The sequence below is a fragment of the Bradyrhizobium sp. LTSP849 genome, assembly GCF_000938255.1.
Taxonomy (GTDB): domain Bacteria; phylum Pseudomonadota; class Alphaproteobacteria; order Rhizobiales; family Xanthobacteraceae; genus Bradyrhizobium.
Genome location: NZ_JYMR01000001.1, coordinates 175,355 through 199,679 on the forward strand (window position 1 = coordinate 175,355; position 24,325 = coordinate 199,679).

General features: G+C 63.8%; 22 protein-coding genes. 4 read left to right on the plus strand and 18 right to left on the minus strand.

Annotated elements, in window-relative coordinates; all coding sequences use genetic code 11:
• Position 1: 1 nt before the first annotated feature.
• The 12 genes from UB31_RS00825 to UB31_RS41990 all read right to left on the minus strand — a co-directional run bounded on the left by UB31_RS00825 (position 2) and on the right by UB31_RS41990 (position 13,008).
• The gene (locus UB31_RS00825; RefSeq protein ID WP_045009452.1) at positions 2 to 1,546 is read right to left on the minus strand and encodes an FAD-dependent oxidoreductase; all 1,545 of its coding nucleotides are present in this window, start codon (positions 1,544 to 1,546) and stop codon (positions 2 to 4) included.
• 274 nt (positions 1,547 to 1,820) lie between these two features.
• Positions 1,821 to 2,993: a thiolase family protein gene (locus tag UB31_RS00830; RefSeq protein WP_045003667.1), complete on the minus strand. Its 1,173-nt coding sequence runs from the start codon at positions 2,991 to 2,993 to the stop codon at positions 1,821 to 1,823.
• Positions 2,994 to 3,217: 224 nt separating this feature from the next.
• Positions 3,218 to 4,807: a phosphoglycerate dehydrogenase gene (serA, locus tag UB31_RS00835; RefSeq protein WP_045003669.1), complete on the minus strand. Its 1,590-nt coding sequence runs from the start codon at positions 4,805 to 4,807 to the stop codon at positions 3,218 to 3,220.
• A 118-nt stretch (positions 4,808 to 4,925) separates the two neighbouring features.
• Positions 4,926 to 6,098 (minus strand): phosphoserine transaminase, encoded by a 1,173-nt coding sequence (locus tag UB31_RS00840; RefSeq protein ID WP_045003670.1) that lies wholly within the window; start codon positions 6,096 to 6,098, stop codon positions 4,926 to 4,928.
• 79 nt (positions 6,099 to 6,177) lie between these two features.
• Entirely contained in the window at positions 6,178 to 6,369 is a 192-nt protein-coding gene (locus UB31_RS00845) for a hypothetical protein (RefSeq protein WP_245305926.1), read from the minus strand.
• Positions 6,370 to 6,542: 173 nt separating this feature from the next.
• A complete protein-coding gene (locus UB31_RS00850) occupies positions 6,543 to 7,007 on the minus strand; it encodes a GNAT family N-acetyltransferase (RefSeq protein WP_045003672.1) in 465 nt (154 codons plus the stop codon).
• Between the two features lie 16 nt (positions 7,008 to 7,023).
• On the minus strand, positions 7,024 to 7,614 hold the full coding sequence (locus tag UB31_RS00855) for a glutathione S-transferase family protein (protein WP_045009454.1): 591 nt from the start codon (positions 7,612 to 7,614) through the stop codon (positions 7,024 to 7,026).
• 76 nt (positions 7,615 to 7,690) lie between these two features.
• Positions 7,691 to 8,578 (minus strand): outer membrane protein, encoded by an 888-nt coding sequence (locus tag UB31_RS00860; protein ID WP_045009455.1) that lies wholly within the window; start codon positions 8,576 to 8,578, stop codon positions 7,691 to 7,693.
• 169 nt (positions 8,579 to 8,747) lie between these two features.
• The gene (locus UB31_RS00865; RefSeq protein ID WP_045003674.1) at positions 8,748 to 9,584 is read right to left on the minus strand and encodes an outer membrane beta-barrel protein; all 837 of its coding nucleotides are present in this window, start codon (positions 9,582 to 9,584) and stop codon (positions 8,748 to 8,750) included.
• A gap of 226 nt (positions 9,585 to 9,810) precedes the next feature.
• Positions 9,811 to 11,052 (minus strand): MFS transporter, encoded by a 1,242-nt coding sequence (locus UB31_RS00870; RefSeq protein ID WP_045009456.1) that lies wholly within the window; start codon positions 11,050 to 11,052, stop codon positions 9,811 to 9,813.
• 223 nt (positions 11,053 to 11,275) lie between these two features.
• The gene (gene glmM, locus UB31_RS00875; protein ID WP_045003676.1) at positions 11,276 to 12,619 is read right to left on the minus strand and encodes a phosphoglucosamine mutase; all 1,344 of its coding nucleotides are present in this window, start codon (positions 12,617 to 12,619) and stop codon (positions 11,276 to 11,278) included.
• Between the two features lie 221 nt (positions 12,620 to 12,840).
• Entirely contained in the window at positions 12,841 to 13,008 is a 168-nt protein-coding gene (locus tag UB31_RS41990) for a hypothetical protein (RefSeq protein ID WP_197087265.1), read from the minus strand.
• Between the two features lie 119 nt (positions 13,009 to 13,127).
• On the opposite strand from UB31_RS41990, the gene UB31_RS00880 reads away from it, so the two are divergent.
• Positions 13,128 to 14,267 carry an alpha-hydroxy acid oxidase gene (locus UB31_RS00880; protein ID WP_045003678.1) on the plus strand — a complete coding sequence of 380 codons (1,140 nt, stop codon included), beginning with the start codon at positions 13,128 to 13,130 and terminating at the stop codon, positions 14,265 to 14,267.
• Positions 14,268 to 14,418: 151 nt separating this feature from the next.
• Here the strand turns inward: UB31_RS00880 and UB31_RS00885 are convergent, their stop codons facing one another.
• The gene (locus UB31_RS00885) at positions 14,419 to 16,512 is read right to left on the minus strand and encodes a methyl-accepting chemotaxis protein (protein ID WP_045009457.1); all 2,094 of its coding nucleotides are present in this window, start codon (positions 16,510 to 16,512) and stop codon (positions 14,419 to 14,421) included.
• Positions 16,513 to 16,719: 207 nt separating this feature from the next.
• Between UB31_RS00885 and UB31_RS00890 the strand changes: the two genes are divergently transcribed.
• From UB31_RS00890 to UB31_RS00900, 3 genes are all read left to right on the plus strand, one after another.
• Positions 16,720 to 17,313: a TetR/AcrR family transcriptional regulator gene (locus UB31_RS00890; protein WP_197087267.1), complete on the plus strand. Its 594-nt coding sequence runs from the start codon at positions 16,720 to 16,722 to the stop codon at positions 17,311 to 17,313.
• Positions 17,314 to 17,544: 231 nt separating this feature from the next.
• The gene (locus UB31_RS00895) at positions 17,545 to 18,762 is read left to right on the plus strand and encodes an ABC transporter substrate-binding protein (protein ID WP_045009458.1); all 1,218 of its coding nucleotides are present in this window, start codon (positions 17,545 to 17,547) and stop codon (positions 18,760 to 18,762) included.
• 44 nt (positions 18,763 to 18,806) lie between these two features.
• Positions 18,807 to 19,508, plus strand: coding sequence for a MarR family winged helix-turn-helix transcriptional regulator (locus UB31_RS00900; protein ID WP_063775618.1), 702 nt, complete (start codon positions 18,807 to 18,809; stop codon positions 19,506 to 19,508).
• On the opposite strand, the gene UB31_RS00905 is transcribed toward UB31_RS00900, so the two are convergent.
• From UB31_RS00905 to UB31_RS00925, 5 genes are all read right to left on the minus strand, one after another.
• On the minus strand, positions 19,471 to 20,088 hold the full coding sequence (locus tag UB31_RS00905) for a single stranded DNA-binding domain-containing protein (protein ID WP_045003686.1): 618 nt from the start codon (positions 20,086 to 20,088) through the stop codon (positions 19,471 to 19,473). The genes UB31_RS00900 and UB31_RS00905 overlap by 38 nt on opposite strands.
• 129 nt (positions 20,089 to 20,217) lie before the next feature.
• Positions 20,218 to 20,844 carry a hypothetical protein gene (locus tag UB31_RS00910; protein ID WP_045009459.1) on the minus strand — a complete coding sequence of 209 codons (627 nt, stop codon included), beginning with the start codon at positions 20,842 to 20,844 and terminating at the stop codon, positions 20,218 to 20,220.
• A gap of 56 nt (positions 20,845 to 20,900) precedes the next feature.
• On the minus strand, positions 20,901 to 21,740 hold the full coding sequence (locus tag UB31_RS00915) for a shikimate dehydrogenase (protein ID WP_045009460.1): 840 nt from the start codon (positions 21,738 to 21,740) through the stop codon (positions 20,901 to 20,903).
• Positions 21,741 to 21,791: 51 nt separating this feature from the next.
• Positions 21,792 to 22,436 carry a YoaK family protein gene (locus UB31_RS00920; protein WP_045009503.1) on the minus strand — a complete coding sequence of 215 codons (645 nt, stop codon included), beginning with the start codon at positions 22,434 to 22,436 and terminating at the stop codon, positions 21,792 to 21,794.
• A gap of 68 nt (positions 22,437 to 22,504) precedes the next feature.
• Entirely contained in the window at positions 22,505 to 24,259 is a 1,755-nt protein-coding gene (locus UB31_RS00925; RefSeq protein ID WP_045009461.1) for a SulP family inorganic anion transporter, read from the minus strand.
• Positions 24,260 to 24,325: the final 66 nt, after the last annotated feature.

The following is a 24,325-nucleotide window of genomic DNA, read 5'->3' on the forward strand; positions in this document are numbered from 1 at the left end:
CTTAACGCGCCTCCGTGGCTTCACCGAACCATCGCGCCGCGGCGTGAGCGGCCTCCTCATCGTCGGACGCACCGTCGCTGGCCCAGGCGACGAAGCCATCGGGGCGCACCAGCACAGCGCTCAGGCCCAGCCGATCCCTCGGCTCGCCTGCGACATAGGTGATCCGATCGCCCCAGCGGCTTGCGAGCGCCTGGAGCGGTGCAAGTGCGTCGAAATCCAGCAATAAGCCTTTCGCTTGCCTCAGACGTTCTCCGACCGTCGTGCCGTCAGGCCATTCGAAATCGGAAACGCTCCGGCCGACAAGCGGATGGTTGCCGCCGAGATCGTAGCGGAGCGAAACGCCGCGCACGCGCTCGGCGAAATAGGTCGTGCCGTCCCGGGTCTCGATCAGATCGCGAATGATGGACTGGAGCGCGCGGGTGCTCGGCGTCGGCCGCATGATCGCGACCTGCGCGCGCGACCAGTCGAGGATCTGCGCGCCCACGGGATGCCGCTCGCGCGAATAGGTATCGAGGAGATTTGCCGGTGCATGCCCGTGGATCGTCGCAGCCAGCTTCCAACCCAAATTCAAGGCATCACCGAGACCGAGATTGAGGCCCTGGCCGCCCAGCGGCGAATGGATGTGGGCGGCGTCGCCCGCGAGCAGCACACGTCCCTTGCGATAGGTCGTTGCCTGATGGGCCCGATCCGTCCAGGTGGCAGCAAGCCGAACGGCGGTGATGGTGACGTCCGTGCAGGACACATGGCGCAAGACCCTCTGCACATGCTCGATTGTGATCGGCTCGGTCCGGTGGAAAGCGCCGCCGTCGAAATCGACCATCGCGATCGTCCCGGGCTGAGCGAAGGTGTACATGCCCGCGGGCGTGTAGTTGCGGCCCGGGCGGAGTTTCGTGGGATCGGCGAGCTCGGCCTCGACGGAATAGCCCGTGAACTCGGGGTCGGTACCGACGAAGTCGAATCCGCTGATCTTGCGCACCGTGCTGCGGCCGCCGTCACAACCGACGAGCCAGCGTCCCCGAAAAGTCTCGCCGCCTGCCTGCACCGCGACGTCTTCATCTGAATCGGCAATGGCGGTGACGCCAAAGCCGCGCCGGATCTCGACGCCCATGCTGTGCGCGCGCGCGGCGAGAACAGTTTCGAGAGTTTCCATGTCGACCGCGACGTTGGCATCGGCCGGCGTTGGCAGGCGCCAGGGCCACTTCGCGGCATCGATGTCGTCCTGATAGAACTGGATGCCGGCAAAATGCCCCGCGGGCCGTCGTGTCTGCTGCATCCAGTGGGCTGCGGTCTTGATCGCGCCGGAGCTCGCGCGCTGCGCGGCCGCGACATCGTCCAGCAGGCCACGCCGGTGAAAGGCCTCGAGCGTGGCGATCGAAAGGCCGCGCAGGCCGAACGGAAGTTGCTTCAGGGCCGAGTGCGGGTCTTGCGCTTGCTCCAGCACCAGGACCGAGAGCCCGGCGAGCCGCAATTCGCACGCGAGAAACAGGCCAACGGGGCCGGCACCGGCAATGACGACGTCGTAGAGATTTGTGGACTGAGTTTGCATGAGACGCTCCTGTGGTCGATGTTCGACCGGAGCGTTCCCAGCGCTTGAGAATCACACGGACGAACAATTGAGCGCCTGCGTGGCGCCCGATGTTCGTCGCGGGGATCTCGTGCACAAGGCCAAAGACCAGAGCTTTCGTTACCGAAAGGATTTGAGCTTACCAGACCAAATCTGCCTTTTCCGACGGGGTCTATATAGTTTCGCAGCGAGAGATGCGCAACAAAAAAGGCACGGCGTTTGTGGCGCCGTGCCTTTCACATGTCAGGCGTTCAGATCAGCTGTAGATCTCGAACAGGCCGGCGCCGCCCTGGCCGCCGCCGATGCACATGGTCACCACGCCCCACTTGGCCTTGCGGCGCTTGCCTTCCTGGAGCAGATGGCCGGTGAGGCGCGCGCCGGTCATGCCGAAGGGATGGCCGATCGCGATCGAGCCGCCGTTGACGTTGTACTTCTCGGGATCGATGCCGAGCTTGTCGCGCGAATAGAGGCACTGGCTGGCGAAGGCCTCGTTGAGCTCCCAGAGATCGATATCGTCGATCTTCAGGCCATGGCGCTTCAACAGCTTCGGCACCGCAAAGATCGGGCCGATGCCCATCTCGTCCGGCTCGCAGCCTGCGGCCGCCCAGGCGACGAAGCGGCCCATCGGATTGAGACCGCGCTTCTCCGCATCCTTGGCTTCCATCAGCACCACGGCAGCTGCGCCGTCCGAGAGCTGGCTGGCATTGCCCGCAGTGACGTACTTGCCCGGGCCCTTCACCGGCTCGAGCTTGGCGAGGCCCTCCAGCGTGGTCTCGGGACGGTTGCACTCGTCGCGGTCGACGACGTAGTCGACGATGGACTCGGCCTTGGTCGCCTTGTCGACCACCTTCATCTTGGTCTTCATCGGGACGATCTCGTCCTTGAACTTGTTGGCCTGCTGGGCCGCGGCCATGCGGCGCTGCGACTCCAGCGAATATTCGTCCTGATATTCGCGGCTGAGCTTGTAGCGCTCGGCGACGATGTCGGCGGTGTCGATCATCGCCATGAAGATGGCCGGCGCCGTCTTGAGCAACTCGGGATCGACCCATTCCTTCGGCGAGCCGCCGCCCGGAATCGAGATGCTCTCGACGCCGCCCGCGACGATGCAGTCAGAACCGTCCGAGCGAATGGAGTTCGCGGCCATCGCGATGGTCTGGAGGCCCGAGGAGCAGAAGCGGTTCACCGAGACGCCGCCGGTTGATTTCGGCAGCCCTGCGAGCAGCGCCGACTGACGGCCGATATTCGGTGCGCCATGGGCGCAATTGCCGAGATAGCAATCCTCGACATAGTCCTTCTCAACGCCGGCGCGGTCGACCGCGTGGTGGATGGCGTGGGCCGCGAGCGACATCGGCGGCGTGATGTTGAACCCGCCGCGGCCGGACTTCGCCAGGCCCGTGCGTGCATAGGAAACGATGACGGCTTCACGCATTGTTTTCTCCCTTTTCAAACGATTGGTACGGAGTGTCCTGGTGCCATTGGTACACAAAGTTTGGGAAGTGCGGGAGAAATAAAGCGCCGCGCTGCATCAACAAAAACGCCGCCCTCGCAAGGCGGGGCGGCGTTTTTGTTCCGCAGGTCGGAATATATGATACCCGTCATTCCGTGGCGCGCAGGCCGCAATGCGCAATTGCGCATTGGGGATTGACGCGTGCCTCAGAACGTCAGCGCCTTGACCTGCTTGACCTGCGGCAGGGCCTGCACCTTGGCGAGCAAATCCGCCGGCACCGCGCCGTCGACCTCGATCAGCGCGATGGCATCGGAGCCGGGCGCGACGCGGCCGAGATGGAAGGTCGCGATGTTGATCTTGGCGTCGCCGAGCAGGCTCGCGAACTTGCCGATGAAGCCCGGCTTGTCCTCGTTGGTGACGTAGATCATCGATTTGCCGAACTCGGCATCGACGCGGATGCCCTTGATGTCGACGAGGCGCGGCTTGCCGTCGGCATAGACGGTGCCGGAGACGGACCGCTCCTGGCGCTCCGTTGTAACCGTCACGGTGATCAGGCTCTCATAATCGCTCTGGGCGGCGCGCACGATCTCGTCGACCACCATGCCGCGCTCCTTGGCGACGACGGGGGCGGACACCACGTTGACCTCGCCGAGCATCGGCCGCAGCAGGCCCGACAGCACGGCTGACGTGATCGCCTTGATCTTCATCTCGGCGACGTGGCCCTCATAGGTGATCTCCACCTTGAGGATGCCGGACTCCGTGAGCTGGCCGGCGAACGAGCCGAGCTTTTCGGCGAGCGCGATGAACGGCTTCAGCTTCGGCGCCTCTTCCGCGGTGATCGAGGGGAAGTTGACGGCGTTCGAGATCGCGCCAGTGAGCAGATAGTCCGACATCTGCTCGGCAACCTGGAGCGCGACGTTCTCCTGCGCTTCGGTGGTGGAGGCGCCGAGATGCGGCGTGCAGATCACGTTGGGATGGCCGAACAGCACGTTCGCAGTCGCGGGCTCCTCGACGAAGACGTCGAAGGCGGCGCCGGCAATGTGCTTGGAATTCAGCGCATCGACCACCGCCTGCTCGTCGACCAGACCGCCACGGGCACAGTTGATCAGGCGCGCGCCCTTCTTCATCTTCGCGATCGCGGCCGCGTCGATGATGTTCTTGGTCTTCTCGGTCAGCGGGGTGTGCAGCGTGATGAAGTCGGCGCGCTTCAGGAGATCATCGAGATCGACCTTCTCGACGCCGATGTCCTTGGCGCGCTCCGGCGACAGGAACGGATCGAACGCGATGACCTTCATGCGCAGGCCGAGCGCGCGGTCGGCGACGATCGAGCCGATATTGCCGCAGCCGACCACGCCGAGCACCTTGCCGGTGATCTCGACGCCCATGAAGCGGTTCTTCTCCCACTTGCCGGCCTGGGTCGAGGCGTCGGCCTGCGGGATCTCGCGGGCCAGCGCCAGCATCAGCGTGATGGCGTGCTCGGCGGTCGTGATCGAGTTGCCGAACGGCGTGTTCATCACGATGATGCCCTTGGCCGTCGCGGCCGGGATCTCGACGTTGTCGACGCCGATGCCGGCGCGGCCGATCACCTTGAGGTTGGTCGCCTTCTCCAGGATCTTCGCGGTCGCCTTGGTCGCGGAGCGGATCGCGAGGCCGTCGTAATTGCCGATGATCTCGGCGAGCTTGTCCTTGTCCTTGCCGAGGTTGGGCTGGAAGTCGACCTCGACGCCGCGATCCTTGAAGATCTGCACGGCAGCGGGCGAAAGCGCGTCGGAAATGAGAACTTTGGGTTTGGTCATGGGGATGATCCTCTACCTGCCCTGAAACGACGGGTGGCCTTCGACCGGAATAGGTTGATGTCTTGAAGCGATTTCTTCTCCCTCTCCCCGCAAGAACGGGGAGAGGCGAAAAAGAACCTTACGCTGCCTTGGGCAGAGCGGCCTTGGTCTCGGCAAACGCCCAGTCGATCCACTGGGTCAGGAGCTCGACGTCCTTCGCCTCGACGGTGGCGCCGCACCAGATGCGCAGGCCAGCCGGTGCGTCACGGTAATAGGCGAAGTCGTAGCCCGCGCCTTCCTTCTCGACCAGCGCAACCAGCTTCTTGGAGAACTCGGCTTGCGCGTCCTCCGAAAGCGAGGTGAGCGCGGGATCGGTGAACTTCAGGCACACCGAGGTGTTGGAGCGGATCGCCGCATCCTTGGCCAGAAAGTCGATCCAGGGCGTCTTCGCCTTCCAGTCGGCAAGCACCTTGGTGTTGGCGTCGGCGCGCGCGATCAGCGCCTTGAGGCCGCCGATCGACTTGGCCCAGGTCAACGCGTCGAGATAGTCCTCGACGCAGAGCATCGAGGGCGTGTTGATGGTCTCGCCGACGAAGATGCCTTCGTTGATCTTGCCGCCCTTGGTCATGCGGAAGATCTTCGGCAGCGGCCAGGCCGGCTTGTAGGTCTCGAGCCGCTCCACCGCGCGCGGCGAGAGGATCAGCATGCCGTGCGCGGCTTCGCCGCCGAGCGCCTTCTGCCAGGAGAAGGTGACGACATCGAGCTTGGCCCAGTCGAGGGCTTGCGCAAATGCGGCCGACGTGGCGTCGCAAATGGTCAGGCCTGCGCGGGTCGCGCTGATCCAGTCGGCATTGGGCACGCGCACGCCGGAGGTGGTGCCGTTCCAGGTGAAGACGACGTCGCTGTTCTGATCGACCTTGGAGAGGTCGGGGATTTCGCCATAGGCTGCGTTGAGCTTGGTGACGTCCTTGAGCTTCAATTCCTTGACGATGTCGCTGACCCAGCCCTCGCCGAAGGATTCCCAGGCGAGCGTGGTGACGGGCCGCGCACCGAGCAGCGACCACAGTGCCATCTCGACCGCGCCGGTATCGGACGCCGGCACGATACCGATGCGATAATCGGCGGGCACTTCAAGCACTTCGCGCGTCAGATCGATCGCGAGCTTGAGCTTGGTCTTGCCGACCTTCGCGCGATGCGAACGGCCGAGCGCTGCGTCCTTGAGATTTTGGGCGTTCCATCCGGGGCGCTTGGCGCAGGGGCCGGACGAGAAATGCGGCACGTTCGGCCGCGAAGCGGGCTTCGCTACAGTCATAATCTACCCTTCCAGATAGTGAGCCTCCCGTTGGGGGGAGGTGTCCCGCCGCGGCTGATACGGGAAACAGGAAGAGTCGTCAAGGAAGTTCCGGGACCTCACGCGCCAGTGATGGCGCCTCCGGCGCGATCTCCGGGGATTCGACGCGCGTCAGCGCGTTCAGCAAGCCCGTGGCATCGCTGATCAATTGCGCGGCGCGACGGCGGCTGCCGACTTTCAAAATGCACTTGTCATTGGCCTGCACAACGTAGTCGTTGCCGACCTTGATCATTGAATAGCTTGTCATTGAAATCCCCGAACCGACCGAGCCCGGTGTCTGACGCTGGCGTAGCACCCTTCGTTCCCGGATCAACGTGAACGACCGCTGGGTAGTTTATCAGCTCTTAACATGAACGAACGTGCGATCCGATTTCGCAGCTTGCGCAACGGCTGCGACGCGCTGCCTCAAAAGCGCACAGTCATGCCTACATGACTCGCAGCAAATCCAAGCCGCTTGTAGAAGCGCTGCGCATCGACGCGACTCTGATGCGTCAGCAATTCGACCAGATTGCAGCCGCGCGCTTTTGCCTCGGTAACCGCCCACTGCACCAATTGCTCGCCGATGCCGCGGCTGCGACAATCAGTGGCAACGCGGACATCCTCGAGCAGACCGCGGAGGCCGCCTTGCGAGCTGATGCCCGGCAGCACCGCGAGTTGCAGGCAGCCGACCACCCTGCCCTCGCTCTCGGCGACCACGAGCTGGAGGTTTTGATCGCGCTCGACCCGCTCGAACGCCTCGTAATAGACGGCGGGCAGCGGATCCTCGACCCGTTCGCGGGCACGGCCGAGATGATCGTCGGCGAGCATCGCCACGATCGCGGCGACGTCCTCGCGACGCGCAGGGCGGATGGAAACGGAATTGGCAGTCATGTGAGAGGCTCCGGGCTCAGCGCGCCGATGGAAGACCGAGATAGGTCTCGGTTTCTCCGATCCAGCGGCGGATGGCCGCGTATCGGCCGAGATCGAAGCCGCCTTCATGCGCGACGCGGGTATAGGCGAGCAGCGAGACGTCGGCGAGCGAAACCGCTTCCCCGGCGAAGAAGCGGCTGGCGGCGAGATGCGCCTCCATGCGGTCGAGCGCCGCATAGCCACGCTTGACCTTCTCCGAATCGAGCTCGGATGCGTCCTTGCCGAGATAGACCAGCTGGAAGCGGCACACCGCGATATAGGGCTCGTGGCTGTATTGTTCCCAGAACAGCCATTCGTCCATCTTGGCAGCGGCAAAAGCGTCGCGCGGAATCAGTGCGCTGTCGCGGGCGAGATAGCGGATGATGGCATTGGACTGCGCCAGGGTGCGACCGTCGTCGAATGCGATCGTCGGGACCTGGCCGGCGCTGTTCATCTTGAGGAATTGCGGCGTGCGCGTCTCGCCCTTGCGCGTATCGATCTCGATCCAGCGATAGGGCAGCGCGAGCGTGTCGCAGACCCATTTCACCTTCAGACAATTGCCGGAATTGGTATCGCCGTAGATCTGCATCGCCGCCGCACCCTGCTTGGAGCGACAGAGCATCAGGACGTAGCGAACCTGTCAACCGCGGCGCGGCGAAGCAGCGTCAGAACTTGTAGCCGAGCCCGACGCGCGCGTTGTTCAGCGTCACATTCGTGTTCATGACGGGGGAGAACTGGACGTGCTCGTATTCCACGCGCGCGAACAGCCCGTCCCAAATGCAATATTCGAGGCCGAGGCCGGCGGTCCAGCCCACCGCGAAGGTGTTGGTCCTGTGCTGCCCCTGCGTCCCCGACTGCGCTGGGACGGGTGCGTATGTTCCGAGCGTGGTGTTCTGGTTGCCGAAGATGTCCGTTGTGGTGACGTCCACGCGCAGCTGCACATTGCTCGTCACCGTGCGGGTCACATCCATCCGTCCGACGGCTGCGCCGAAGAAGGCGTATGGCATGAAGTCGCCGCCATCCCAACCGACGCGGCCGCGGAGCGTGACCATGTCCTTGACCTGCGCCGTGGCGGCCCCGGTGAGCGACACCGCATAGTTGTTGGTGATGCCGGCGGCCCGCGTCTCACCGGGCGGGTTGACGATCACGAGCGCGTTCGAGCCCGTCGACCCCGACGAGAGGTTGCCGAAATAGCTGTAGGTGCCTTCGAGACTGAGAATGGCATCGTACCACTGCCAATTGCGGCCGACGAAGCCGCCGAAATTGGTGCCTTGGGTGTTGGCCTTTTGCAGGAGCGACCACGTCGACGTCGGCTGCTGAAGCACGCTGTCGCGGAAGATGTAGTTGGTCAGGCCGACAACGCTTTGGCCGAAATCAGTTGCGTCGGTCGTGTAGCCGGCGCTGCCGCCGAAATAGACGCCGTCCCAATTGTGTGCCGTCTTCGACAGGCCGTCGGTGATGCCGCCGCGCAGCACCGGCAGATCCGGCATATCGGCCGCGTGCGCGGCAGACACCGTCCCCAACATCGCCGCCGCCAACATCAGCCTACGCATTGCAACGCTCCATCGAACTCGAACTTTCGCTCGTGATCATGGCTCGTTAACCTTAACCAATGGTTGCGTCGGGCGCTTTCATCGCTGTCACGCCATGAAAAATACGCAAAGCAAAACGGCGCGGGATGATCCCGCGCCGTTAGGAAATCCTAACCGATCGAGTTGTCGATCAGCCCTTGGTGACGAGCGGCGCCGGCGCGTAGACCGGCGGGCTGTTGAGCTCCCAGCGCACGCCGAGCTTGACGTCGTGCGAGGTGATGTCCTTGACCTTGATCGTCGAGGAGCCGGAGATGCTGCCGTCGAACGCGCGGAAGTTGCCGGGCGCGGCATCGCCGAGATCCATGTAGCTGTAGGCCAGTTCGACGGTGAAGCCGGGATTGACCTTGTAGGCGAGACCGGCGTGGGCAGCCCAGGCCAGGTTCCACTTACCGTTGTCGCCGAAATAGGTGACGCTGTTGGACAGCGCACCGGCGGTGTAGCGGACGCCGTTGTCCTGGAAGCTGCTCAGCTTGTTGTAGGAGCCGCCGACACCGGCGCCGATGAACGGCGTGATGCACCACCAGGTGCCGAGATCGACATAGGCGTTGGCCATGACGACCCACTCGGACTTGCTGCCGGTGTAGGTGTTGGCTTCGACGTCGGTCGCACCGAGGACGACGCTGTCCGAACCGTGCAGATTGGCCTTGCCGCGGTACTGACCGATCACGTCGGCGCGGAACCAGTTGTTGAAGCGATAGCCGACGCCGAGGTCGAACAGCGGCGACGAGTCGAAGCCGAGCCCGTTCGTCGTGGTCGGGAACGCAGCCGCAGTCGCGCTGTCGATGCGCTTGGCGCTCTGGTTGGTCATGCCGACGTCGCCGCGCAGATACCAGCCGCCGAAATCGGAGGGCGGGGCGACCGGCGCGTACATGGGGGGCGGTGCCGCGATCGGCATATCGGCGGCGAACGCCATCGACGAGATCAGTGATGCCGCACCCGCGGCAAGGAGAGACTTCACGCTACGCATTGGCTTCGTCCTTTTGGCCGGTGAGGCAATACGGGCGCCTCACTTTCTGGAAACTCACAGGCCGGACGATCGCACCAAATGTTTAAGCGCCACTTAACCCTAATTTTTAAGGTTGATTTTTTCGCAACGAGCGCGCGGATGCGGCAAGAGCGTTGCAAAAATGCGGCGCTCGCGCGCCGCAATTGCTAACGATTGATGAAGCCGCCTTGCGGCGAAAAAGGATTTGTTAACGCGCGTGCTGCGGCAGCTTGGGCAGGAACACCGCAAGAAGCCCGATCGCCGGCAGATAGGCGCAGACCTGATAGACGAACTCGATCGAGGTGTGATCGGCGAGCTTGCCGAGCACGGCGGCGCCTAAGCCGCCGATGCCGAAGGCGACGCCGAAGAACACGCCGGAGATCATGCCGAAGCGGTGCGGCACCAGCTCCTGCGCGAACACGATGATCGACGACGTCGTCGAGGAGATGATCAGGCCGATGACGACTGTGAGCGCCGCGCTTGCATAGAGCCCGGCATAAGGCAGCGCCAGCGTGAACGGCAGCGCGCCGAGGATCGAGATCCAGATCACGATCTTGCGGCCGAAGCGGTCCCCCAAGGGACCACCGAAGAACGCGCCGACGGCGTTCGCCGCCAGGAAGATGAAGAGATAGATCTGGGCCGCCTGCGTCGACACACCGAAGCGGTCGATCAGATAGAAGATGTAGTAGCTCGACAGGCTCGAGACATAAAGCTGCTTCGAGAACAGCAACGCCACCAGCACGAGAAGCGCAATCTTGACGCGGCGCGAGCTCGGCGCGTCGGGATGAGTGCGAGCCACCGCCGTCTTCTTCGCCTTGATCTGCGGTTCATACCAGCGGCCGATGCGCCAGAGGATGACGATGGCGAGGAACGCGATCGAGGAGAACCAGGCGATACTGCCCTGCCCGAACGGCACTACGATGAGTGCGGCCAATATCGGCCCCATCGAGGTACCAAAGCTGCCACCGAGCTGGAACACCGATTGCGCGAAACCGTGGCGACCGCCGGAGGCGAGCCGCGCGATGCGCGCGGACTCGGGATGAAACACCGCCGAGCCGAGGCCGACCAGCGCGGCGGCAATCAGGATGACGAGATATTGGTGCGCGGCGCTGAGCAGCAGCAGGCCGAAGAAGGTCGAAGCCATGCCGATCGACAGCGAATAGGGCTGCGCCTTCTTGTCGGTGTAGTGGCCGACCACCGGCTGAAGCAGCGAGGCCGTGAACTGGAAGGCCAGCGTGATCATGCCGATCTGCGCGAAGTCGAGCGCATAGGTGTCCTTCAGGATTGGATACACCGAGGCGATCAGCGACTGCATGGTGTCGTTGAGGAAGTGCGAGAAGCTGATGCCGGCAAGAACGACATAGGCCGGCCCCGCGGCAGCGGGCGCGATGTCGGCGACGACGACCGGCTCGGTCAGCGTTTCCTCGGAGACGACGACTGGCTTGTTCAATGGAGCAATCCCGGCAGGCGCGGCGAACCGCCGCATCCGCCTAGCTACGATGCTAGCGGCGGCCAAACCACCGCCAATCGTCGATAGCTGGGATGCGCGTGCGCTCCGCTAGGTCCAAGGATTTCGTAGCCCGAATGGAGCGCAGCGTAATCCGGGGCATCCGTATTCGCGGGCGCGAATCCCGGATTTCGCTGCGCTCCATCCGGGCTACGATCGTACTTGCTTACGCCGCGGCTTGTCCCAGCGCCGAGACAATGGTGTCGACGACGTCCTCGACCAGGATGCGGTCTTCGCCTTCGGCCATGACGCGGATCACCGGCTCGGTACCGGAGGAGCGGATCAAGAGGCGGCCGTGGCCGTTGAGGCGCTTCTCGCCGTCGGAGATCGCCGACTTGACGTCGGAATCATCGAGCGGCTTGCCGCCCTTGTGGCGGACGTTCTTGAGAATCTGCGGCAGCGGATCGAAGCGGTGGCAGACCTCGGACACGGGCCGGCGCAGCCTCTGCACCACCGCCAGCACCTGCAAGGCAGCAACGAAGCCGTCACCAGTGGTGGCATAGTCGGACAGGATGATGTGGCCGGACTGCTCGCCGCCGAGATTGTAGCCGCCGCTCAGCATCTGCTCGAGCACGTAGCGGTCACCGACCGGCGTGCGCACGAGATCGAGCCCCTGCCCCTTCAGGAAACGCTCCAGCCCGAGATTGGACATCACGGTGGCGACGATGCCGGGCCGCGACAGCCGTCCGTCTTCCTTCCAGCTCTGGGCGATCACCGCGAGCAGTTGGTCGCCGTCGACGACATGGCCGCGCTCGTCGACCAGGATGACGCGGTCGGCGTCGCCGTCGAGTGCAATGCCGATGTCGGCGCGCATCTCGCGCACCTTCTTCGACAGCGCTTCCGGCGAGGTCGAGCCGCAATCCTTGTTGATGTTGAAGCCGTCGGGCTCGACGCCGATCGGCACCACGTCGGCGCCCAGCTCCCACAGCGCTTCCGGCACCACCTTGTAGGCGGCGCCATTGGCGCAATCGACCACGACGCGCAGGCCGTCGAGCGACAAATCGCGCGGCAGCGTGCGCTTGGCGAATTCGATGTAACGGTCATGCACGCCGTCGATACGGCGGGCGCGACCGAGGCTCGCGCTCTGCGCCAGCCGCTTGTCGATGGGCTCGTCGAGCAGCTGCTCGATCTGCTTCTCGACGTCGTCGGACAGCTTGAAGCCCTGCGGGCCGAACAGCTTGATGCCGTTGTCCTCGAACAGATTATGCGAGGCCGAGATCATCACGCCGAGATCGGCGCGCATCGACTTGGTCAGCATCGCGACCGCCGGCGTCGGCATCGGGCCGACCAGCAGCACGTCCATGCCGACGGAGGTGAAGCCCGCGACCATCGCATATTCGATCATGTAGCCGGACAGGCGGGTGTCCTTGCCGATCACGACCCGGTGGCGGTGGTCACCGCGCTGAAACGCAAGGCCTGCGGCCTGGCCGACCTTGAGCGCGAGCTCCGGCGTGATCAGTCCGTTGGCGCGGCCCCGAATCCCGTCCGTCCCGAAATATTTGCGGCTCATATCGTCCCCCACGCAACAACCAGGGATCCCCACTACAACTCCCGGATGCCTTGTACGGCTCCGCCATCCCTGATTACGCTGAGGTCTTATAAAGCGTTCGCAGCTAATTTGGCTTCAAAAAATATGATGAATCATTACGGAACCGGGCCGGCACCGCTCCGGTAACTTATTGTTAATATTATATTTCCTGCTGGAAAGCCGGAGTGGGACGGAACCGCCCGCTAGCCCGTCCGCTTCACATGACCGTCCTCGCGGCTCGGCGCCGGCTGGGTGACGTTGACGGGATCGGAGCCCGGAAAGGTCTCTTCGAGGCCCTCTTCCAGCGCTTCTTCGAGGTCTTGCTTCTCTTTGATTTCTTCCGGCGTCGGTCCGGCGTGCGGCTTGGTCATGGCACCCCTCTCGCAAACGATTTGGCTGTGCATCCAACCATGCTAGATGACCCCTAAACCTTCCGATGCAAGACTTCTAATACAAGACTTCCGATACAAGACGGGCCGGGGAAACGTTCATGAAGCACATCACCTGTATCGACGATCTGCGCACGCTGCATCAGCGTCGCGTGCCGAAGGCGTTCTTCGATTATTGCGACCGCGGTTCCTATGCCGAGGAGACACTGCGCGCCAATCGCGATGACATGCAGGACATCAAATTCCGCCAGCGCATCCTGATCGACGTCTCCAGCCGCGACACCTCGACCACAATCCTCGGCGAGCCTTCGACCATGCCGCTGATGCTCGCGCCTGTCGGCCTGCTGGGCATGCAGCATGGCGACGGCGAGATCTACGCCTGCCGCGCCGCGCAGGCCGCCGGCATCCCGTTCACGCAATCGACGATGTCGATCTGCTCGATCGAGGACATCGCCGCCAATGTCGAGAAGCCGTTCTGGTTCCAGCTCTACGTGATGAAGGACCGCGGCTTCATCAAGGAGCTGATCCAGCGCGCGATGGCGGCGAAATGTTCGGCGCTGGTGCTGACCGTCGACCTCCAGGTGATCGGCCAGCGCCACCAGGACATCAAGAACGGCATGACGGTGCCGCCGGAATGGTCGTTGTCGAAGCTGATCGATTTCGCCACCAAGCCGGCCTGGGTGTCGGGCGTGCTCCAGGGCAAGCGCCGCACCTTCGGCAATCTCGCCGGTCATCTGAAGGTCAGCGACGACATCACGTCGCTGTCGACCTGGATCAACTCGCAGTTCGACACCTCGCTGAACTGGAAGGACATCGACTGGATCCGCAGCATCTGGCCGGGCAAGCTGATCCTGAAGGGCATTCTCGACGTCGAGGACGCCGAGCTCGCCGCGAAAACCGGCGCGCAGGCGATCGTGGTCTCCAACCATGGCGGCCGTCAGCTCGACGGCGCGCCGTCCTCGATCGAGGTGCTGCCCGAGATCGTCGACGCGGTCGGTGAGCGGATGGAGGTCATGTTCGACGGCGGCATCCGCTCCGGCCAGGACGTGATGCGCGCGCTCGCGCTCGGCGCAAAATCCTGCATGATCGGCCGCGCCTACGCCTATGGCCTCGGTGCCGGCGGCCAGGCCGGCGTCGCCAAGGCGATCGACATCATCCAGAAGGAGCTGTTGACCACCATGGGCCTGTGCGGCGTCAACAGGATCGACGAGATCGACGATCACATCATCGCGGTGCCGTAGGGTAGGCAAGGCGAAGCATGCCCACCACGTTTTACGGAATGCGAGAAGAGGTGGGCACGGCGCAAGCGCGCCTTTGCCCACCCTACGATTCTGAACTCAGCGGCTAACCAAAGCCGCCATCACGATCTCAGTCGTCTTCCGTGGTCCTGGACTACGCCGCTCTGATCTTGCCGAGGAAATTTGTCACGTCGGATCCGAGCTGGCGGCTCTGCGTCTCCAGGAGCTCCGACGCCTGCTTCACGTTCTCGGCGGCGGCGGCGGCTGCGTCCGCATCGGTCTTGACGCCGGTGATGTTCTCCGAGACGCGCTTGGTGCCTTGGGCCGCATATTGCGTGCTGCGCGTGATTTCCTGCGTGGCCGCGCCCTGTTCCTGGACGGCCGCCGCGATGGCGGTTGCGACCTCGTCGACCTCGCCGATGATGCCGCCGATTGCCTGAATGTCATTGATGGCGTCGCGGGCAACCTTCTGGATGCCGGCGATCTGCTCGGATATCTCGTCGGTCGCCTTCGCGGTCTGAGTCGCGAGCGATTTGACCTCGGAGGCGACAACCGCAAAACCGCGGCCGGCCTCGCCGGCACGTGCGGCCTCGATGGTGGCGTTGAGCGCGAGCAGATTGGTCTGCGCGGCGATGGTATTGATCAGTCCGACCACCTCACCGATCCGGTTCGCCGATTTCGCCAGTCCCTGCACCGTCACGTCGGTGTCGCGCGCCTGCGTCACCGCGCGGCTGACGATACTTGTGGCGTGTGCCGCCTGCTGGCTGATGTCGTTGATCGACGCGCTGAGCTCTTCGGCCGCGACAGCCACGCTATCGACGCTCGCGGAAGCATCGCCCGAGGCCTTGCCGGCAACCAGGACGCGATTGTTGGTCTGACTCGACACGCCGGAGAGATCGCCCGAGGTCTTGCGCATCTCGGACGAGGCAACGCTCAACTCGTCGAGCGATTTTCTGATCGCACCCTCGAACTCGCCGATGTAACTCTCGATCGCGCGCTGGCGTGCTGCAGCCTCCGCATTGCGCTCGCGTTCGTGGGCCTCGATCTTCAGCTTGTCCACCGCGTGCTGCTTGAAAGTTTCGAGCGCTCCGGCGAGTGCGCCGATCTCGTCATGACGGTCGAGATAGCCAGTGTCGACAGCGAGGTCGCCGCCGGCGACCTTCAGCATGGCGTCGCGAATCCGGTGCAGCGGCGCAATCACACGGCGGCTGACCGCAAGCAATGTGGCAGCGGTCAGGACGATGGCGGCGATCAACAGCGTGAGCAGGACAGTCAGCGACTGCATCGCCACAGCGCGCTGCGTCGCGGAATGTTCCTTGGCGGTTGCCAGTACTGCCTCGGCGAACTTCACCGCGGTCGTCAAGCGGCCGACCAAATAGGGCTTCCACTCGGCGCTGGTCATCGGCGGCTGCTCGCCCTTGGCAACGGCTGAGACGATGCCGCCGCGTATGTCGGAAAACTGCGGATCGAAATAGGCGGACTTGGTTTCCGCCATGGCTGCGCTCAATGCCGGCGGCAGTTGCATGCCGGAGGCGGCGATTTCGATCGCGCTCCAGGCGGTATCGGCTCCTCCGTTCCACTTCGTATAAGCGAGCTGCAGCTCGGGCGTGATTTTGCCGCTGTCGAGCGCGTTGACGACAATAAGCGAATATTGGCCGGCGTTCAGGCGCAATAGCCACGCCATCTGCTTGATCACGAGGAGCTGATCGATGGTCGCATCCTGATGGTTGACACTGGCTGCAAGCAGGCGCGCCAGCTTTTCGAGGATAGCCATCAAGCCGTCCGCGCTGTCGGTATAGTCCTTGGCCAACGCTGCACGGCGCGACGCCCTGGGTTTGGCGGCCTCGATCCAGAATTCCGCCTGCGCCGCGATCAGCGCCTTGTTCAGCCGGTCGATATCGGCAACGATCATATCCCGCTGCGGGATGTCGATCGAGGGCAAGATCTCAATTAAGCGTACAAGCGCGGGCATCTGCTCGTTGCGAACACCGCGAATATAGTTCTCGATATCGTTGTTCATCTGGATATCGGAGGCCAGTTGCTGGCTGCTGTTCGAGCGGTCGACCCGGATATTGGACATCGCCTTGAATGCGTCGGCGGACGCTGTCGAAACCGCAACCATGTGGTTGGCTTGCTGCAACCGGATCCACGAGCTCCAGGCGAAGACGGACACGCCGGCAACGATCACGAGTGCGGTGGACAGAACGACCGCCTTCAGCAGCGCAGAAACGCTCAAACGATTCAACATCGGACACCCCAGGATTCCAAAGCTTGCGTGGAGACCAGCGGCAATCCGCGGGCCGAACAGGCACTTCTCTCAATTACTCTGAAATCAGTAAGAAACTTGTTGACGAACCAACAAGTATTATTTTAGATCGTCGGCAAGCGAACGGGGAGCCGGCGGAGCATGATCGGGGAAGCGCGGCGTGTGTCCGAACGAAAGGGCGAGGCATCCGTGCGCGAGGCGCGCACGCAGGCCGAGCGCCGCGACGAGGCCGAGCGCCGTATTCTCGAAGCCGCCGCTGAGATCGCGGCCGAAGGCGGGTTTGAGGCGGTCACGTTGGCCGAAGCTGGTGCGCGGGCGGGTTACAGCCGCGGGCTGCCATCGCACTACTTTCGGACCAAGGGCGACTTGCTGGCGGCGCTTGGCATCTACGTCGTCGATTCGTATCGCGCCAGTGCGAGCGATGTGGTCGGCTTCGAAGGTCTGATCGAAGCGATCCGCTACTATTTCCAGATGCCGTTAGAGAACCCGACCATGGTCCGCGCCTTCCACGCGGTGCTTGCCAGTGCGCTCAACACGCCGGCGGTCGCGGCAACCGTCGCTCAGCTCAATCGAAACACCGTTGCGGAGATCGCGGCTGCCATCAGGGCCGGTATCACTGCTGGACGGCTGCGCGACGACATCGATCCGGACATGCAGGGCGCGCTGATCCTGGCAACCCTGCGGGGAGCGATCCCGCAATGGCTGGCCGATCCCGAGCGCATCGACCTGACGCGCCTCGGAACGCATTTCATCTCAACCCTCGAGCAGAGCCTGGCGAAATGAGCGAGCCGCAACTGGGCACTGTCGAATATTGGGCCGCGATCACACCGGCGACGAGGGCCTTCGTTGAAGGCGGCCGGCGCTTGACTTCGGCCGCGCATATTGTTGCTGAGGCAACTAATTTGTCCGAGCGTGCCGAAATAGCGCGACACCTCCGCTTGCCATTGGAACTGGTCGAACGATACCAGGCGGCATTCGCGAGCTGCGTTCAATAGGCCGTAGAGCGAGGAGGCTATGACAATCAATCGTCGGACGGTGCTCAGTGGCGCAGTAAGCGGTCTGGCGGCTGGGCTCGTCAAACGAACGGCCTTCGCGGCAGGATCTTACGATCCCGGCGCCAGCGACAAGGAGATCCGCATCGGACAGTTCGGTCCCCTGAGCGGTCCCGTCTCCTCGTTCGGCGTGCTGGCCAACGCGATGGACGCTTATTTCCGCATGGTGAATGAGCAGGGCGGGATCAACGGGCGCAAGATCACTTTCATCAATTACGACGATGCCTACAGCCCGCCGAAATCGGTAGAGGCAGCGCGGCGGCTGGTCGAGGGCGATCAGGTGCTGTTCATCGCCGGCGCGATGGGAACGCCCGGCAACATCGCCGTTCAAAAATACATGAATGCGCGCAAGGTGCCGCAACTGTTCCTGGCGGCGGCGGCGAGCAAGCTGTCCGATTCCGTCAACGCCCCGTGGACGATGCTGTGGAGCACGACCTATGAACACGAGGGCTCGGTGATCGGTCGCCACATTGCGAGCACCTGGCCTGACTCGAAGATAGCGGTGCTCTATCAGAATGACGACGCCGGCAAGCCGACCTTGACGGGCTTGAAGCATGGCCTTGCTGGCAAGACATCGCAGATCGTCTCCGAGCTGAGCTACATGATCGGCGATCCCACAATTGATTCGCAGATCGTTCAGATGAAGATATCCGGCGCCGATGTCGTCAGCCTGATCACGATCCCCAGGATGGCGAGCCAGGCGCTGCGGAAGATGGCCGCGCTCGACTGGAAGCCCAAGGTATTTCTCGGCTCGGGCAATTCGTCGACCCGCGCAACCTTGAAGCCGGCAGGATTCGAGAACGCGCAGGGCGTGCAGGCGTTGGTCACGCGTCAGGATCCGGGCAACCCCCTGTGGGCCGGGCAAAAGGATATGCAGGATTACATGGCCTTCCTCGATCGCTACGCACCGAATGCGGACCGCGCCGACGATCTCTATGCGATCGGCTACACGATCGCGGCGACGACGTCGCATGTCATTCGCGCCTGCGGCGACAATCTGACCAGAGCGAACGTTCTTCGGCAGGCGACCAACCTCTCAAGCTTCGCGGCTCCGCTGCTTGTTCCAGGCATTACCATGACGACGACGCCGACGGACTACGTCCCCATCAAGCAGTTTCAACTGATGCGCTTCAGGGGTGAGGCCTATGAGAAGGTGGGAGGCCTGTTGAGTGCTTTCTAGTTCCAAATCGTCACGCGGGCGAATATTCGTGAGCGAGGTACGGCATGCATTCGGTCCGCGAAGCAGTTGAGTTGCAGATCCAATTGTCGAAATTCTGGCACTTCGACGGCAATCGACACGGGTTGCGGGATCGAGAATGGCTGGCGCTCCGATTTCTTGGACGGGCGAACCGGTTCTCGCGCACCCCGTCGGCACTCGCCGCCGCCATTGGCGCCACCAAGGCAGCGACATCCCCGATCGTGAAGATTCTCGTGAAGAAATCGCTGCTGGTCCGGAAGCAGTCGCTTGAGGACAAGCGCTCGGTCACGCTCGAGGTAACCCCGCTGGGTGAAAGACACCTGGCTCAACACGACCCGATCAATCTCGCGCTGAGTGCGATGGCCGAGCTTGGCGACGAAGATCGTGTCGCGTTGCTCAATTCACTCCGAGACATCTTGAGCCGCATCGATTCGACGCATCAGTGCTTCAATATCGGCGTTTGTCGAGATTGCATGTTTCTTGCGGAACAAGAGCCGCACGAGGGTAAGGGGCGCAAGCCCGCGAGGTTCAGGTGCAGGCTTTATCGAACCCCGATCACGTTTGACGAGACTGCGCTTCAGTGCACGAGCTTCGAGCGCACGCATGATCGCCCAAAGACGGACAAACATCTCAGTGGGCTGGTGTCGCAGGCCGGGGATGCGTCCCCCGGCCTTCTCCGGGACGACGCCGTCACATCGGCGGCGTCACGCCGTCGCGGCCGACATTAACCCGGTTGGCCTCCAGCGAGCCGTCTTCCTTCTTCGCCGCACCGAAGATGATCAGCTTTGCGCCCGGCTTGATCTCGGACTTGTCGCTGGCGACGAAGGTGACGATCGGGGTCTCCGGCGGCACCACGACTTTCTTCTCGCCGTCCTTGTACTTGACCAAAATGTTCTGGCCGTCAGTGCCCTTCACAGTCTGCGCGACGGTCGCATTCGTCATGGTCGAGTTGGCGCGCGCGTCCCAGGGACGAAAACCTTCGGCCGCGCCGCGCTGGTTCTCCGGGAAGATGTGGACCGCGATCGCCTTTTGCGTGCCGTCGGGCTCGGGCATGGCGGTGACGCCGATGTAAGAGCCTTCCTTGATTTCCGACAGTGACGTCTTGACCACGGCAAAGACGGCGACGTTGTCGGTCATGTTGACCTTCACGTCATTGCCCTCGCGGGTCTTGATGCCGAGCGTATTGCCATCGACGCTTTCGATGGTGCCGCGGATGCGGACCTGCTGCGCCGAGACGGATGAAACGAAAATGCAGGTGGCGAAGGCGGCCACGACGGCGCGTGGCAGCCAGTTATTCAGATTTGACATGGTTTTGTCCCTTCAGGGCGTTGTGACGGTCACACAGGCCAACCCCGTGCGACCACCGCTATTCCCTCAACTTTTTGAGCATGATCTTGTCGGAAAACCGCTGCACACTTTTCCGGATCATGCTCCCGATCACATCGGCGGTGTCAGGCCATCACGACCGACGCTGACACGGTTGGTCTCGAACGAGCCGTCCGGCAGCTGCTTCATGAAGGCCACGATCTTGGCTCCGGCCTTCAGGTCGGATTTTTCGCCCGGCACGAAGGTCACCACCGGTGTCATGTCGGAGACGAACACCTTCTTCTCGCCGTCCTTGTATTTGACGAGCAGCGTATGGCCGTCATTGCCGACCACGCTCTCCGACACAGTCGCATTGGTCATGCTGGAGTTGGGTTTCAGGTCGTAGGGCCGGGATCCCTCTCCGGTGCCGCGCATGCTCTCGGGAAACACATGCACCTCGACGGCGTTCTCGCCGCCATCCGGTCCCGGCACGGTGGTGGCGCCGACAAAGGAGCCGACCTTGATGTCGGCAAGCGAAATCTTGGTGATGCCGGCCACGCGCACATCCGAGGCAATATGGAGCTTGACCTCCTCACCGCTGCGCGACTTGACCGCCATCGTGTCACCCTGCACGTTTTCGATCGTGCCGCGCACGCGCGTTGGCACCGGCGCCTTCTGCGCGAAGGCATGGAGAGTTGAGGCGGCCACCATCGCGACGGCGATGAGCGGACGTGTGAAAGTTGCACGTTGAACAGACATGAAGATCTCCGGATTGTCCCACGGACATAGAACTCCGGAAACCGCACACTATTCGCTCAAGTCTTTGTGAGATCGGCCTCGACCAGCGCGCGGAGCTCTGCGGTAACTTCAGGCCTCTGGCCGAACCACAACTCGAAGCCGCGCACCGCCTGGTGCAAGAGCATGCCGAGCCCGTCGGCGGTCTTCAGGCCACGGGCCTTGGCGGCTGCAAGCAGCGGCGTCACCAGGGGAACATAGACGAGGTCGGCGACGACGGCCGCTTCCGGCAGGCGCGCCACATCAACATCGAGTGAAGGCTGGCCGTGCATCCCGAGCGAGGTCGTGTTCACCAGCAATTTTGCCCGCGGCAGCACGTCGTTGATGCCGTCCCAGGCCAACGGATGCACATTCGACCCGAACTGCTTTGCCAGCGCCTCGGCCCGCGCGACGGTGCGGTTGGCGAGATGGACGCGGCCAAAGCCGCGTTCGAGCAGGCCGAATACGACCGCGCGCGAGGAGCCGCCGGCGCCCAGCACCAGTGCCTCATCGGCCCCATCCCAACCGGGCGCGCTGGCATCGAGATTGTTGATGAAGCCCTCGACGTCGGTGTTGGTCGAGCGGAGTTCACCATCGGCGAACCACAGCGTGTTGGCGGCGCCGACCGCCTTTGCGCGCGCATCGGGCGCGGATAGCGCCAGCACGCCCTCCTTGTGCGGGATGGTGACGTTGGCGCCGACAAAACCGCGCAGCGACAGCCGCAGCACGAAGTCGCGGAGATCGTCGGGCGGGACGGCCTCGATGACATAGCCGCCGGCGATCCCGAGCGTGCGCAGCCAATAATGATGGATCAGCGGCGAGCGCGAATGCGCTGCCGGCCATCCGATCAAGCAGGCTGCGGGAGCCTTGGTCACGGTCATCCTGTCCTCGGGTCGCTTTGGGGCGATCCATTTCGTGTCCGAACGGCTCTGTCAAGCGCGCGGGCGCCGCATCGCGACGGCCACGACCGCGCTCAAGGCGAGCGCCGCGCCGGCGGCAAACCAGATCGCGGCAAGGTTGATCCACGCATAGCCGAGCGCGCCGGCCGCCGAGCCCGCAACCAGCGCCGCCCACAACAGCAGGTTCGGCGCCCAGCCCCAGCGCGGACCGCCGGTCAGGCTAACGGCGAGGAGCTGGCCGACCTTGACCAGCGCGCCGGTGACATAGGTAAGGCCGAGGCCCGCGCCGCCGTCGATCTGGAACACGGCGTTCTCCAGGCCCATCGCGAGCACGATTCCCGCGATCGCGAGGTTCGGCACCCCGTACTCATGGCACAGCGCGGCCCCCGCGAGCAGCACGGCCTCGGTGAGGAGCAGCCATGGTTGCCGCTCGGTGCCGCCGCCGAGCACCATCAGGCTGCCGGCCGCCGCACCGCCCACGAACAGTGCGATCAGGCCCAGGGCGCTGGCGGCCTGCTGCCAATGGGCCTCCGCAAGACTCACGCCGAGGCGCGTGGAGTTGCCGCTCATGAACGAGACGAACAGGCCGCCGAGATGCAGAAAGCCGATGCCATCGACATAGCCTGCAAGCATGCTGAGCGCGCAGGCCAGCGCAATATTGCGACGCGAATCCAGCATTCCCTGCACCACCGCCGTGACGTCGCGGCAGTGTCGATCAAATCGGCCGGCTTGAGAAGTATGCGACGTCAGTTTGCTGCGACGTCATCGGCCGCGGGCTGAGCCGCGCCGCCCTTGATGTCGGCGACCGCGCGCTCGATCGTCGCGCGATAGCGTGCACGCGGCGGTGTCACGCCATGGGTCAAGAGCGCGCGGCGGACCGCGGGCGAGGCGCCGGTGATGAACAGCCTGATGCCCTGGCGGTGAGCCTTGGCGGCAACGCGGCCGAGCACGTTCGCCGCCGTCGAATCCAGGAATGGCACCGCGGCAAAATCAACGACGAAACCCTTGCGGTTGTCGGCGATGCCGTCGAGCACGCCTCCGATCGCGGACGCGGCACCGAAGAAGAACGCGCCGGTGATGCGATAGACCAGCACGTCGCGATCCACCGCGAGCCCGGAATCGTAACGCACGCGCTCGCCATTGCCGTCGTCGGGGCGATCACCGGCGACCAGCGGGGAGCGCTCCTCGATGCCGGTCATCTCCGCCATGCGGTGGATGAACAGCACCGCGCCGAGCGCGAAGCCGACCAGAATGCCTTCGGTCAGGTCGCGGAAGATCGTGAGCAGGAAGGTTGCGAGCAGCACGATGGCATCGCCCCATGAGGAGCGCAGCAGCGTGGCAAATTCGTGCTTCTCCGCCATGGTCCAGGCCACCACCACGAGCACGGCGGCGAGTGCGGCGAGCGGGATGTAGCTCGCGAGCGGTGCTGCGATCAGCATGAACAGCAGCAGGAACACCGAATGCAGCATGCCCGCCAGCGGCCCGCGCGCGCCGGCGCGGATATTGGTGGCGGTGCGCGCGATCAGGCCGGTGACGCAGATGCCGCCGAACAGTGCCGAGCCGATATTGGCAACGCCTTGCGCGACCAGCTCGCAATTGGAGCGGTGACGGCGTCCGGTCATGCCGTCGGCCACCACGGCCGACAGCAGCGATTCGATTGCGGCGAGCAGCGCGAACGCGATCGCATCCGGCAGCACTGCGCTCACCTTCTCCAGCGAAAACACAGGCAAGGCCGGCGACGGCAATTCGCGCGGAATGCCGCCGAAGCGGCTGCCGATGGTCTCGACCGGTAGCGACAGCGCAGCGCTCGCGACCGCCGCGAACACGACTGCGATCAGGATGCCAGGCCAGGACGGCCGCCAGCGCCGCAAGCCGGCAATGATGGCGATGCTGACGATTGCGACCGCAACTGCGGATGGATTGACGGTGTGCAGGCCTCCGGCCAATGCGATGAGTTTTGCGACGAATTCGCTCGGCTCCTTCGCGACAAGCGTGATTCCGCCGAGATCGCGCAGCTGGCTTGCGAAGATGATCACGGCGATGCCGGCGGTGAAGCCGACCGTCACCGGATAGGGAATGAACTTGATGTAGGTGCCGATCCGCAGCAATCCCGCGGCGATCAGCAACAGGCCCGCCATCAGGGTGGCAAGAATCACGCCATCGACGCCGTGACGGTTGGCGGTCGCCGCAACCAGCACAATGAAGGCGCCGGCCGGTCCACCGACCTGAAATCGGCTGCCGCCGAGCAGCGACGCGATGAAGCCGCCGACGACGGCGGTGTAGAGGCCGCGGTCGGGCGTCACGCCCGAGGCGATCGCGATCGCCATCGACAGCGGCAGCGCGACGATCGCGACCGTGAGGCCGGCGAACACGTCAGCGCGGAAATCCGACAAGCCATAGCCCTCGCGCCACACAGTCACGAGCTTTGGCAGATAGAGTTCGGTAAAGGTCGGCTGACGATGCTGGTACAGCTTGCCTGCGTGTTCGCCCGTGATGCTCATGCCCACAATGCTCCGATGCATCGTGCGGCCGCGTACTGGGGCGCGACGGTGCGTTAGTTCAGCCCG